Origin of the sequence: Neobacillus niacini (genome assembly GCF_023715415.1) — a bacterium.
In the GTDB taxonomy this organism is placed as follows: domain Bacteria; phylum Bacillota; class Bacilli; order Bacillales; family Cytobacillaceae; genus Neobacillus; species Neobacillus niacini_C.
In genome coordinates this window covers 134423-147110 of the sequence record NZ_JAMBOB010000007.1, presented here as the reverse complement: position 1 = coordinate 147110, position 12688 = coordinate 134423, and the positions used below count along the sequence as shown (strand labels likewise).

The 12688-nt window shown below is 40.6% G+C and carries 16 protein-coding genes; 3 read left to right on the top strand and 13 right to left on the bottom strand.

Annotated features, from left to right (window positions below):
• Positions 1 to 148: 148 nt before the first annotated feature.
• Positions 149 to 712 (top strand): CBO0543 family protein, encoded by a 564-nt coding sequence (locus tag M3189_RS17760; RefSeq protein WP_251635969.1) that lies wholly within the window; start codon positions 149 to 151, stop codon positions 710 to 712.
• Positions 713 to 760: 48 nt separating this feature from the next.
• Here the strand turns inward: M3189_RS17760 and M3189_RS17755 are convergent, their stop codons facing one another.
• From M3189_RS17755 to M3189_RS17740, 4 genes are all read right to left on the bottom strand, one after another.
• A complete protein-coding gene (locus M3189_RS17755; protein ID WP_251635967.1) occupies positions 761 to 1822 on the bottom strand; it encodes a 3D domain-containing protein in 1062 nt (353 codons plus the stop codon).
• Positions 1823 to 2257: 435 nt separating this feature from the next.
• A complete protein-coding gene (locus M3189_RS17750; RefSeq protein ID WP_251635958.1) occupies positions 2258 to 2653 on the bottom strand; it encodes a hypothetical protein in 396 nt (131 codons plus the stop codon).
• 337 nt (positions 2654 to 2990) lie between these two features.
• Positions 2991 to 3269, bottom strand: coding sequence for a hypothetical protein (locus tag M3189_RS17745; protein ID WP_251635956.1), 279 nt, complete (start codon positions 3267 to 3269; stop codon positions 2991 to 2993).
• Entirely contained in the window at positions 3266 to 3652 is a 387-nt protein-coding gene (locus M3189_RS17740) for a single-stranded DNA-binding protein (RefSeq protein ID WP_251635954.1), read from the bottom strand. The genes M3189_RS17745 and M3189_RS17740 overlap by 4 nt, the downstream gene beginning before the upstream one ends.
• Before the next feature lie 260 nt (positions 3653 to 3912).
• On the opposite strand from M3189_RS17740, the gene M3189_RS17735 reads away from it, so the two are divergent.
• Positions 3913 to 4344, top strand: coding sequence for a YwpF-like family protein (locus M3189_RS17735; RefSeq protein ID WP_251635952.1), 432 nt, complete (start codon positions 3913 to 3915; stop codon positions 4342 to 4344).
• A 39-nt stretch (positions 4345 to 4383) separates the two neighbouring features.
• Here the strand turns inward: M3189_RS17735 and M3189_RS17730 are convergent, their stop codons facing one another.
• The 5 genes from M3189_RS17730 to spoIIID all read right to left on the bottom strand — a co-directional run bounded on the left by M3189_RS17730 (position 4384) and on the right by spoIIID (position 7503).
• Entirely contained in the window at positions 4384 to 4725 is a 342-nt protein-coding gene (locus tag M3189_RS17730) for a hypothetical protein (protein ID WP_251635950.1), read from the bottom strand.
• 115 nt (positions 4726 to 4840) lie between these two features.
• Positions 4841 to 5266: a 3-hydroxyacyl-ACP dehydratase FabZ gene (gene fabZ / locus M3189_RS17725; RefSeq protein WP_251635948.1), complete on the bottom strand. Its 426-nt coding sequence runs from the start codon at positions 5264 to 5266 to the stop codon at positions 4841 to 4843.
• An 84-nt stretch (positions 5267 to 5350) separates the two neighbouring features.
• Positions 5351 to 5683, bottom strand: a complete 333-nt coding sequence (locus M3189_RS17720) for a DNA-directed RNA polymerase subunit beta (RefSeq protein ID WP_251635938.1) — start codon at positions 5681 to 5683, stop codon at positions 5351 to 5353.
• 291 nt (positions 5684 to 5974) lie between these two features.
• The gene (locus M3189_RS17715; protein ID WP_251635935.1) at positions 5975 to 6976 is read right to left on the bottom strand and encodes a rod shape-determining protein; all 1002 of its coding nucleotides are present in this window, start codon (positions 6974 to 6976) and stop codon (positions 5975 to 5977) included.
• 254 nt (positions 6977 to 7230) lie between these two features.
• Complete coding sequence (gene spoIIID / locus M3189_RS17710; RefSeq protein ID WP_007086083.1) at positions 7231 to 7503, bottom strand: sporulation transcriptional regulator SpoIIID; 273 nt, start codon at positions 7501 to 7503, stop codon at positions 7231 to 7233.
• A 568-nt stretch (positions 7504 to 8071) separates the two neighbouring features.
• Here spoIIID and M3189_RS17705 point away from each other — a divergent pair.
• On the top strand, positions 8072 to 8377 hold the full coding sequence (locus M3189_RS17705; protein ID WP_251635933.1) for an MGMT family protein: 306 nt from the start codon (positions 8072 to 8074) through the stop codon (positions 8375 to 8377).
• Between the two features lie 16 nt (positions 8378 to 8393).
• Here the strand turns inward: M3189_RS17705 and M3189_RS17700 are convergent, their stop codons facing one another.
• The 4 genes from M3189_RS17700 to M3189_RS17685 all read right to left on the bottom strand — a co-directional run bounded on the left by M3189_RS17700 (position 8394) and on the right by M3189_RS17685 (position 12649).
• A complete protein-coding gene (locus M3189_RS17700; protein WP_251635931.1) occupies positions 8394 to 8855 on the bottom strand; it encodes a hypothetical protein in 462 nt (153 codons plus the stop codon).
• 3 nt (positions 8856 to 8858) lie between these two features.
• Complete coding sequence (locus M3189_RS17695; protein WP_251635929.1) at positions 8859 to 9623, bottom strand: hypothetical protein; 765 nt, start codon at positions 9621 to 9623, stop codon at positions 8859 to 8861.
• A 101-nt stretch (positions 9624 to 9724) separates the two neighbouring features.
• Positions 9725 to 11722: a penicillin-binding transpeptidase domain-containing protein gene (locus M3189_RS17690; RefSeq protein WP_251635928.1), complete on the bottom strand. Its 1998-nt coding sequence runs from the start codon at positions 11720 to 11722 to the stop codon at positions 9725 to 9727.
• Between the two features lie 108 nt (positions 11723 to 11830).
• Positions 11831 to 12649, bottom strand: coding sequence for a M23 family metallopeptidase (locus M3189_RS17685; RefSeq protein WP_251635925.1), 819 nt, complete (start codon positions 12647 to 12649; stop codon positions 11831 to 11833).
• Positions 12650 to 12688: the final 39 nt, after the last annotated feature.

The following is a 12688-nucleotide window of genomic DNA, read 5'->3' as shown; positions in this document are numbered from 1 at the left end:
GGTTAATTATGCATTGATGTATATTTGGTGCCTGTCACCACCACACTATCGGTGGTGACAGGCACCTTTTCCTTTTTTTATATGGCATACATTTTGGATTGGGTTTAATACTAATGTGAGGAGATGTAAAAAGTTAAGAGGTAATGATATGGCGAATAAGGAGAAAGTAATTGAAATTCTCGACGGAAATCAAAACCAAATTGAAAGGTTAATTGGTAAAAAAATTGATCTCTGGCTGGATTATGTCCTTTTTTCTGGTTTGTGGTGGATGGGCTTGGCTTTATCAATTTTGCCTTGGATCATTTGGTTTTTTTTCAGGAAAAGGGGAAGTACCGACCGGTTACTGTATATCGCTTTTTATGTTATGACGATTTCTGTTCTTTTGGATATCATAGGAGACCAAATAGGTCTTTGGCATTATCGGTTTCATGTTATTCCCGTTCTTCCCACATACTTTCCCTGGGATGTTACCTTAATGCCCCTTGCGGTAATTGTGCTGCTGCAAGTAAAACCTCACGTTAATCCTTGGTTGAAAGCTATTTTCTTTGCACTCTTAGCGTCCTATGTTGGAGAACCAGTCTTTGATTGGTTAGGTGTATATGTACCAAAAAATTGGCGCTATACCTACTCTGTTCCCATCCAAATTGCTATATATATGAGTGCACATTACCTCAGTATAAGGAATAATTACGCTCAGTTATCCAATGAATAGCCAAAAGAGACCAGCCATCTTTTTACGATGACAGGTCTCTTTTTTCTACTATGGTAAGACTACAACTTTTACTGTTCTTCTGCCCCAAGCGTATGCTTGTGCATTGTTTGGCATTAATACATCTATTTTATGGCCTTTGATGGCGCCGCCCGTATCACCTGCTATAGCGACTCCATATCCTTCTACCCATACCTTTGAGCCCAATGGAATAACCGAAGGATCCACTGCGATTAATTTCATATTTGGATTTTCTTTAATATTGTATCCCATGTACGTAATACTTCCGGAAGATTGCCAGCTATAGGCAGTTGAAGTTACATACATTTCTGAACCCGTTGGCGCAGGTGTCGAAGGAGCAGCAGGTGCATTAGCAATGCTCATTGTTTTAACAGCCTCTTGTTCTAGGCGAACCTTCTCTTGCGCTGCGTTCAGTTCAGCTTGAATTCCAGCCATTTCTTCGTTAACTTCGCTGTATTTTTGCTGCATGACGGTTAATGATTCCTGTCTCTTTTGTAAATTTAGAGCAAGTTCATTTTGTTGCTTTGAAAGCGTTTCCTTTTCTAAAGCTAGCTGTTCCTCATGCTTTGCAATTTCTTGCTTGTCTTTTTCAATTTGTGCTAAGTCATTTTCTTGATCATTAATAATATCATTATCTGCGTTAAACAAAGTCGTTACCGCGCTTGCACGTTGAATAAGATCGGCGACACTTTTCGATTCTAGAATGACATTGATGGCTACATTCAGTTTTTCATCCTCTTGTAAAGCCACTAACCTACTTTTCATAACATCTTTACGGTTATGAATTTTATCTTGAAGAACGACAATTTCTTCTTTTTTCTTTTCGATTTGCTGTTGAGTTTCTGCGATTCTCTGTTGTGTTCCTGCCAATGCTTCTCTATTTTGTGCTATATAAGATTGTAAAGCTTCCATATCACTTTTAATCTTTTCAATTTCTTGGTTTATAGAGTTCTTTTCATTCGCCTTTTGTTCAAGTTCTTGCTCCACACTATGTAAAGCTTCCTTACTTGATTGTGCATGTGCCACAACGGTACCTGACACCAATAATACGCATGTTAGAAACATGAAAATCATACGCTTTAAAAGTTGCATAATTTTCCCCCTTCTCTATTAATCTATTTATACCATGACAATGTACCAGTTATATTACAGAAATGTTAAAACTCTATCACAAATTGTCATATAACAGTGGAAAACAATGTGAACAGATGAAAAATATGGGTAATAGTGCGGTGCCTGTCACCACTCGTGGACATTTTGCCCTTTTTGTCCGTGTGGGGTGGACAGTATGTTTCTATGTGTAATATTACGCAATACTACAGTATCTTTTATAAGATTAGTGCACGCGCAAAGAAACGGGAAAAAGGGTCATTTAGGGATGGTTCTGTCTAATTTGTGTAATATATGATGTAAACGAGGTTAACTAAAAACAAGAAAAGGGCTTCGGCAGGAACCGAACCCCTCAATTTGTCATTTCTTTGTAACATAATGGCTATTTCTTCGTTTCTTCTATTTTAACAAATCATACTAGATTTCCTGTTTTTCACACGCTGACAAAACCCTGGGTTCCACTTTTTCTCGTAATTTGATTCTTTTACTTCCTGAACGTAGTAAGAATGCAACCTTGTTGCCCTCCATGATTGCAAAGTTTGTGAACACATCGTAAGCCTCTTCCTCGGAAAGTGGCTTTTCGCCTTCAATTAGCTGTAGAGATTGATGATAACAATTAAATAGGGAGTTATTCTCACGAATGTGGATGGTAACTCTTGATTGGTGAAGAGGGATAGAATGGTAGGAAAGGTTTGATGATGGGTGATGGGATTTTTTCGAGAGTAAGATGGCGTCGTAGAAATCCGGTTTACCTTTGATTTGCATCTCCATGTGACTCGGTCGTTCTCCAATAAACACTAATGAGTTTGGCATCGCTTATGTGACCCCCAATGAGACAAATATTTACATTAACATTTACTATTCGACAATAATTTCATAACTCCTTTTATCTTTCTCAAAGCTAGTAAAAAAAATAGGCCGCTGATCAAGTATCAGCGGCCTCGAAAAATAAAACACAGGGGGTTTTGTACTAGTGTGCCCGGCTGCCGATAATTTATACGGAAAAATAGATAAAAAAATTCCGGCGCTGCTTGGCCGGAAAATGAGGATTATTTTGGAGAGTACTACCTTTTCTATACTCTAACTTTGGGGGAAATTTTGAAAAAGGCATCAGAAGCTGATTTTAGTTTTACCAAAATAATTCAAGCTATTAAAAATGAATGGAGACTTGGTCGTGAATTTCTGATGGTGAGTGTGTATGAGGATGTGTGGGGTAATTTCTGACAGGGCTCCAATCTCGTTCCTTTATCTGCCCTTTCATAATCCATTCTAGCTGGCTGATTCTCTTCTGCAGACTCTCCGTATTTTCGTTCATCTCAATCATTCTTTTTTGTAATTGGTCGTTATTCTGATTGGCTCGACCCACCATTTTTATCAAACTTTCAAGCAGCTGTTCTAAACTGGCGGCTACATCGTCACGATTTGTCAAAATGGCAGCTCCTCCTTCATAACAGTTACGGTAACTGGAGGTGGGCCAGCAGGAGTGATATTTGGCTTTGCCCCTAGGAATTGAATCGATTCGGCCACTACCTCTGTCACATAAACCCGTTTTCCTTCTTTATTGTCATATTGCCGTGAATGCAGCCTGCCTGTCACCCCAACGACTGAGCCTTTTCGACAGTATTGAGCAGTATTCTCGGCTGCTTTTTTCCAAAGAGTGCATGGAACGAAATCCGCCTCAATTTCGCCATGCTGATTTCGGAAATGACGGCTTACCGCTAAGGTGATTGTCGTTACCGACAGCCCTTCACTTGTTTTCCTTAGCTCCGGATCGCGTGTGAGTCGTCCGACAATCGTGACTTGATTGATCATACACATTCTCCTCTCCTTTTAATGGCTTAATCATAGATCCTCAGGCACCTTCCTGTAAAATTGTGATATGAAAATTTCCGACGAGATTCTCCCACCAAATTCATGATTTCACCTAGGGCAAAAATCGAGTTTGGAAGGCCATTTGTTACATAAAGTACAAACTTGCAAAAAGCGACAAATATTTTTCGACATTTGTTTCTAGTACGAATATGTTATAATTTAGAAAATGTGACCCGAGAATCGAAAGTGAGGTATCGCAGATGAAAACCTTTAAGTTAGTCGCTTTAGAAGTTGTTGACGGTGGAAATACAGTGGAGATTCCATTAGAAGATGGATTAATTATCAATAAAGAAAACGAACGTGCCAGCTGGCTGCTTGAGGCCTATACGGATTTATCCCTCTATGACTTTTTCAAAAATATTCAGGAGCAACGTCGCGAGGTCATCGTACAAGCCGTGATTACGAAGCGCGAAAACGCACCTGCCTATTTCCAAACGAAAGTTGCTTCACTTCACAAGTTTGAAAAACATATTAGTATCCTGTTCGAAGGTCAATTGCGCCGAAACAGGAGTGATTATTCTGAGCTGCTGCTCGACAGCCTGCTTGAAAAAGGCCTTGGCGGTCAAGCTTTACTCGAAGAATTCAAGGATAAAATGAAAAGTAAACCGAAGTTAAAAATTAAACATGATTAAAATGAAAGGGGCAGGCTGATTCAGCATGCCCCTTGTGCTTTATTCGTCTTTATTGTCGCGGTCGTTCATATCAATGTCATCTTCAATCATGTCTTCCCGTGGTGTATTTCTGTCTCTGGTCGGATCTTTATCAGTATCCGTGTTTTTGTCTTCGCTTCTTGGGTAGTTGTTATCAAATACATCATTATTGTTGTTATAACGTGTGTTCGTGTTGTTCAAGTCGTTGTTGCCGTTACCATCCAGGTTGTTATCATCATCAAGCGGTGTATTATCGTTTACCGGTGGCGGCGGATTTTGTTCATCGTCATTATTATTACAACCCGCTAACATAGACCCTGATAGAAGCGCACTTAATAGTACCAAAAACAGCTTTTTCTTCAAGCGTAAAAGCCCCTTTCCATGAAAAAAATATTGACCCGTTTGACTTGGTCTGATGTTATTTTCCCCAAGAATTTAAGGACTATTACAAAAAAAAATAACCGGGAGGATTCCCCGATTATTTTCCTAGTGCAAATGTGATTTCTGCTTCGCAGGCGATTTCTCCATCTACTGTCGCCACCGCTTTACCTTTTCCAATCGGTCCACGCAGGCGAATGATTTCAACTTCCAATCGAAGCTGATCCCCCGGCTTTACTTGCTTTTTAAAACGGCAGCCATCAATTCCAGCAAAAAAAGCTAATTTCCCGCGATTTTCTTCTTTCTTCAATACAGCGACCGCTCCCACCTGCGCAAGTGCCTCAACGATTAGCACTCCTGGCATAACCGGATAATCAGGAAAATGGCCATTGAAGAATTCTTCATTAGCTGTTACATTTTTGATTCCAACCGCCCTAACCCCTTCTTCGATTTCTAAAATTTTATCGACGAGCAAAAAGGGATAACGATGGGGAATAATTTCTTTAATTTGAGTCACATCTAACATTTTAGTACCTCCTCTTAGGAACAGATATATACATTTTACTATTAAGAGCATACAAAAAGGAAGGGCAAGTGAGCCCTTCCTCGTTTATTTTTTTTCCACTAAATCGATAATATGTGTCCAGGTAGATGCTTTAAACACATCTCCGGCATTTCCATTTCCGAGCACGCCGTACCCAACCGCGGCACCAAGAGCTGCAAAAACTCCTGTAAAAATGACCAACAAGACAATCCTCAGCCAAATTGGAATCAGACGGATTCGAATTCTCTTCTTCGTACTTTCAGCTTTGTGGGCTTTTTGAGCACTTTTGACCTTAGAAGCTTTTTGCGTGGCTGTACTTTCTACAGCCTGCACCCCATCTTCCTTCGCCTTCTTATACTCTTCCCTCGTTTTCACCTGTTTTAGATGATTCACTGACATCTCGTATTCCCCTTTAACCGAAATCCTCTATATTGTAATGGACCTGTAGTTTGCCTGAATTTACATTTTACCTAATATTATACTCTATTTTATAAAAAAATTAGGGAAATAGCAGTAAATTTTGCGAAAAAAAAGTATTTCCATGGCAAAAAGTGGCGAAAATTTTTTGTTGTAATTGCAAATTTTTGGATTCTTATTACCAAATTCCACTATCAACCTAACCAAACCAACTAAAAAAAGCCCAATGATTTTAAGGTCACTAGACTTTTTTAAGGTAAGAGGTCTTACCTGTTATCCAAGTTTTCTTTTCGCAATTCGATCAATGTTGTCTAACATAATGCCTGTTCCGATTGCTACGCAGTCCATTGGATTCTCAGCCACGAGGACTGGTACCTTCAACTCGTCAGCTAGCAAAGCGTCAATCCCGTGAAGCAGCGCTCCGCCACCTGTTAAGATAACGCCGCGGTCAATGATGTCTGCAGAAAGTTCTGGAGGTGTTCGCTCAAGAACGCTCTTAGCCGCTTGCACAATAACAGCCACAGACTCGCGTAATGCACCTTCAATTTCCTCAGAGCGAACCGTGATTGTACGCGGCAAGCCGCTGACCATGTCACGTCCACGAATTTCCATTTCTTCCGAGCGTGATCCTGGAAATACGGTACCAATGTTGATTTTAATATTCTCAGATGTACGTTCACCGATCAATAGCTTGTACTCACGCTTGATGTAGTTAAGGATTTCCATGTCGAACTTGTCGCCGGCCATTTTAATGGAGGATGAAGTAACGATATCACCCATTGAAAGAACCGCTACATCCGTCGTTCCGCCGCCAATGTCAACAACCATATTACCGCTTGGCTGGAAAATTTCCATCCCAGCGCCAATCGCTGCCACTTTCGGCTCCTCTTCTAAGTAAATCTTCTTGCCACCGCTTTTTTCAGCCGCTTCTCGGATTGCTTTTTGCTCAACGCTTGTAATATTCGTCGGGCAGCAAATCAAAATACGCGGTTTCGATAAAAAGCCTTTCACATTCAGCTTATTAATAAAATGTTTTAACATTGCTTCAGTTACGTCAAAGTCAGCGATTACCCCATCTTTTAACGGACGGATCGCGACGATGTTCCCAGGTGTACGTCCGACCATACGGCGAGCTTCCTCACCTACAGCAAGAACTCGGTTTGTATTTTTATCAATTGCAACAACAGAAGGCTCATTCAATACAATTCCACGGCCTTTTACGTGAATTAACACGTTAGCCGTTCCCAAATCAATCCCAATATCCCTAGCAAACATTCTCTTTTCTTTCCTCCTTGAAACGGTCATACTTTCCTAATTGCTAATTGTATCATATTCCTTAAAATTTCCATACTCTTAACTCAAAAAACGTAGAAATTTGTCGGAAAAAATTTATTGAAAGAGAATGCTGCTATTTTTGCCATTAAAAATGGCCCTTTCCCCGACTTTCTTAGAATGCTCCAAGAAGTCTATGAAAATGGCCATTTCAAAACTTTTTTCTTTTTTTTTCGAGAGTACTTCTGAAAATTGGCTTACTTTACAGCCTCACCTTCTTTTTCTTCCTTCTGGTATTTCATCTTTGTCGCCTCTCCACCCCGGAGATGTCTAATCGATTTATGATAATCTAAAATTTCTTTTACCTCATTTGCCAGCTCAGGATTTATTTCAGGAAGTCTCTCTGTTAAATCTTTATGGACAGTACTTTTGGATACGCCAAACTCCTTCGCAATTACACGAACCGTTTTCCTCGTCTCCACGATATACTTTCCAATCTTGATAGTTCTCTCTTTGATGTAATCGTGCACACCACTCGCCCTCCCTAAATTGGATGTGAGAAGTGCGAAATGAAATCCGCTTATCACTAAGACGAAATACTACATCCACAAATTGCCCGGTGCCTGTCACCATTTATGCAATTATGCGGTAATATGATGAATAATCATGTCCCCAACTGAATCCACAAATGCTTCAAACGACGCTTCACCTCAAACACTCTCTTTGTAAAGGTTTGTAACCATTTTATTAGCTTGGATACGGGAATATGCACGAATTACACAATATGGACAAGGGTGCTTGTGAATTATTTGAAAAATCAGACACCTCAAGTGCTTTTTACCACAAAATCGACAATTTGGCGAAAGAGCTGAAGTCCGCATGAGGTATAGGTTTATTTCGGAAATGATGTGTCCTTTCAATTATTTCCTGAGAAATTTGTCAGGTGCAAATGTCGAATGAAAATTTTATTGAAAATAATAATTTTTGTTTATTTTAAAGATTTCTACCCCTATTACACTGTTTTAAAAATAATTTTCCACTGCCTTTTTACCATACTATTGTATAATGGGATAAGTTAGACTGAGAGGATTTTGAACGATGCAGCCTTTTACAGAAAGAGTCATAGAAATTATAAAAAACATTCCTGAAGGCAAGGTGATGACCTATGGACAAATCGCTAGAGAAGCTGGAAGTCCACGTGCAGCACGGCAGGTTGTTCGAGCCCTGCACTCGATGAGCAGGAAGCACCGTCTCCCTTGGCACCGTGTCGTCAACGCTAAAGGTCAAATCGCCCTACAGGATGATGAATCCTACCATGAACAGCTATTTTCACTTGAAAGTGAGGGTATTCAAATCGGGCTTAACGGAACCATTGACCTTGAAAAATACCAATACCACCCCTAAAAAAAGAGGTGGTATTTTATAATTTCGTTAGACCCAGTGCAAAGTGGTCCCATAATATCTTTTCAACCATTTCCCATTTGCGGTCCTCACAACGGACCATAAGGACAATTTCTGATGTGATCGTGGCTCTCCCTCTTTTATTTTTCTTAAGAAGAAGCAACTTAATAAGAAACCCTATCAGCATTCCTGAAACCGCCCCAATGATTCCCCATAGAATCGGCCCCCATTCTAGGACATACCCATAAATGGCACCAAGCAGCATCAAGCAGGTTCCAAGAATCGACGGTCCGTCAAACAGACTGAATCCGTCTGATTTGTGGATGGTATCAAACACCCCCCTCAATTCCTTGCGTTTATCAAGTGGAGCCGCTAATATAAATTCCTTTGAAATCCCCTGCTGTTCTAGTGCTGTAATAGCTAATTCAATATAAATGGAATTCTCAAACGTAGCAATAACAAACACATCCACTCCACTCACTTCTTAAAAAGGAAATTTGAACTCCCTTTTTTGATAATTTTCACGTAAAAACCTTTTCAATTCTTTTTCAAAAAGATTATTGTATTCAATCGTTGTACTATAAGCGTCATATAGAATAAAAAAGTAAATAGAAGGCAGATAAATGAGCCACTGCATATCGACTACCTTTTTCGCCTCTGAAAACTTACCAAGCATCGTGAACTGAATCCCCTCTGGAATATTCCCAAAATACATGATGGCAACCGTGTAGGCAAAAATAAAAAATCCCGAAATCACCTTATGGATATAAAGATGACCCAAGCCTGGAAATAGTGCGGACCACGTGACGGCGACCCAGGGTTTACGCTTATCCATGAAGTTTATATCCCAAGCCCCCATGGTAGTCGGAAGTATGGAGGCATCCTCATGATCCGCTAATATATATTGTTTGTTTAAGTCCACCGTGGTTCGATAGCCGTCCCAGATTCCAAACATATAGATTCCTACATAAAGCATAAGCCAGCGTTCATCCATTACCTCCTTGGCTTTGTCAAAGTCGCCAATCAGGGTAAATAAAATCCCAAGATTCACATTTGCCTTATCATTAATAAACGTTTCCCAGAGGATTAGAATAAACCCAGCGATATAGCGATGCAGTAATAGGTGGCCAAAACCAGGATAGGAAAAGGCAAAAAAGGCAACCACCCATGGATTCTTTTTTTGAAGAACAGATGTCGTAAATTGAGATAAATGTGCTCTATATCTTCGGGCTTGAGGTTGTTGGGTCAAATTGCTGCTCCTGTCTTTTTCCTATTATTTTTTCTAGTTCTGTTTTAATTATCCTTATTCGATAAAAAAAATAGAAACCAGCAGCTGGTTTCTGTTTTCGCTTATCTATTTTGCATAAAGACTTTTTTCACTTTTTTCACTGGAATCTGCGAACCGCCCCGATCCTGGACGTTTTCGACCATCATCGCAACCATTAAGCTTGGCGAGTTGGTATTATAGGCGATGAACCAGCCGTTCTCCGTTCCTTTTTCACCCTGCTTTTCCTTGATTTCTGCTGTTCCAGTCTTTCCGGCTAGTGGTAAATCTGCAATTTCAGCAGAATGTGCTGTTCCATCCGCATCACCGATGACTTTTCTTAACGAAGATGACACCGTAGTGGCGATTTCTGGTGAAACCACTGCTTTCTCACTCTTCTGGGTATCTAGGATAAGACTTGGTTTAATCATATTCCCAGCATTTACAAATGGAGTATAGGTTTCAAGCAAATGAACGATACTCATTTGAATTTGCCCCTGACCATAACCTGAGTCCGCTAAGGCAAGTTCCTTATCCAAATTCCCAATAGTAGATTTCTCAAGCGGGAATGGATAATTGGATTCTTCCTCAAAGCCAAATTCCTTCAAGCCTGCACTGAATGGCTCTTTTCCGATTCCTAATGCCGTTTGTGCGAAATAAATATTGTCCGAGAAGACCATTGCTTTTTCGAGGTTAACAGGGTTGGCTTCATGAACCCTCGTCACAAAATAATCGCCCCATGAGGCACCCTTCTGCCATTTCAATCCCTTAATATCCATCGTTTGCTCGGGAGTGATGGTCTTGTTTGTGAGTCCAATAGACGCCGTGATGGGCTTAAATACAGACCCAGGTGCATATGCCTTATTGAACCTGGTCGTCAGCGGCTTTTGCGGATTGTCCTGAAGCTGTTTCCACTCATCGCCTGAGAAGCCCAAGGTAGCTTGATTCGGATCAAACGACGGTGAGCTGACAAGTGCAAGCGTCTCCCCACTAACGGGATCTATCGCCGCTCCTGCGCCTGCCTCACCAACAAGCTCTTCGTACAAACTTACCTGCATATCGATATCGATGGTAAGCGATATATCCTTCCCGTCCTCTACCGGCTTTTCAGCTAGGATTTCCGTAGCGCCATCCGGTTTCTTAATGCTGACCTTCACGCCTCTTTTCCCTTTAAGCTGCTCGTCAAATACTTCCTCAAGTCCTCTTTTTCCAATTACGTCATTGCTTGTGTAGCCTTTATCCTTAACCTTTTCCAGCTCTTCAGCTGTAATCGAACCGACATAGCCGATTAAATGGGCCGCCGCTTCATTATAAGGGTAAATTCTAGCCTCCACCTTTTTTGTTTGCACCGGTTCTAAAGCGATTAACTGAGCGATACGCTCCGTATCGTCCATCGATACGCTCTTTAACGGCACAAACAAATCCGGCTTCACCCAGCTGGCGTTAAGTGCTTTGTTGATTTGCTCAGGTGTCATTTTTAATAGGCTGGATAATTGCTGAATAACAGTCTCCTTTTGCCCCTCAAGCTTTCCAGGGACCACCCCAACCTCATATACTTGTCCATTTATAGCTAACCCATTTCCTGCCCGGTCAAGGATTTTCCCGCGCTTAGGCTTACTATTGCTGATTCCGATTTTGTCGCCATCCTTCAATTGCGGAAAAATATAGGTGGTATTCCAATCCACATACCAGTTTTTCTTCTTATCCCGTTCTTCTTTCTTCATCTTAGCAGTGTGTGTAAATTCGATGGGCCCGCCGATGCTGTCCATAGAGGCGGAAAAATCATATGTAATACGGTCTTGCTCCTTGTCCAACTCTTGTTCTTTCGGTTTTTTATAGTTAACCTTGAGGTCTGTAATTTGTAGGTCTTCGTAAATTTTTTGATAGCGATTGGTGAAGTCTTCCTTTGAGATTACCCCTTTGGAACCTTCTGTAAGGTAGTCATACATTTTATCAAATTTTTGCTCATTCCATAGCTTTATGTATGCGTCGAATCGATCCTGCGGTGTGGGCTCCTTGCTGCAGCCGGCTGCCACCATCGCAAAGAGAACGAGTGTCACAAGCAACCCTATTATTTTTTTCAAAAAAGATCCCCCCTTTCCCACCAGTTTACCATATTTATGCAAATATAACGTGGGCAAAAGCGCACAAAAAAAGAGGAAAGTAGATTCCCCTTTCCCCTTTGTTCAGTATTAAGAGTTTGATTTATCTGTTGACTCAGAAGATTCATCCTTTGATGGAGTTGACTCATCACTCGCAGGGTCCTCAATCATTTGTTGTTTTGGACTCTTCTTATTATCAGTATTTTCATCCGCTGTAGTTTCTTCCTGTAAGTCACTTACTGGTTTGTTAAAAAATTCAGTTGGATTTACTGGGATACCATCTTTACGGACTTCAAAATGTACATGTGTTCCAGCTTCTTCTTGGTACAAGCTTTGTCCAGCCATGGCAAGAACTTGTCCTTGCTTTACTTTATCGCCAACCTTGACCTTAATATCTTTCACCGACTGATATTTTGTTATAATACCTTTATCGTGTTCGATTTCGATGACATTCCCAAGGAGAGCATCTTCTTCGACTCTAGTAACTTTCCCGCTTAGGGCAGATACGACATCGAAAGTTTCGCCATCTTTGGATGTGAAGTCAATACCAGTATGCGGCTCATAATTATTGTTGTAAACTACTATTGCCGCTTCTTGTTTTTCTTGACTTGCATTGTCATCATAGAATTCCATTTTAACAGTTGCTTCCAATGGATTCTTTACTGGCATTTTCAGGTTTTCTAAACTTGAGTTAACCTCAAGTGCTGGAGCATCGTTCTTTTTACCTGTTAGGTCAGAAGACTCGTAATCATACTTGTCTGTTGCATTGTCACTGCCTTGGAACCAAAGAACACCTGTCAAAATGATTGCTGCACTTGCAATATAAATGGCTGGAAATACCCAACGCTTTTTGAAAAAGCGTTTTACGCTGGAACCTTGAGAAGATCGCTTGTTTTCTTCCTCTCTCATTTTCATCACCTCAGCAATCATTCTGAACAGATAAGTAGA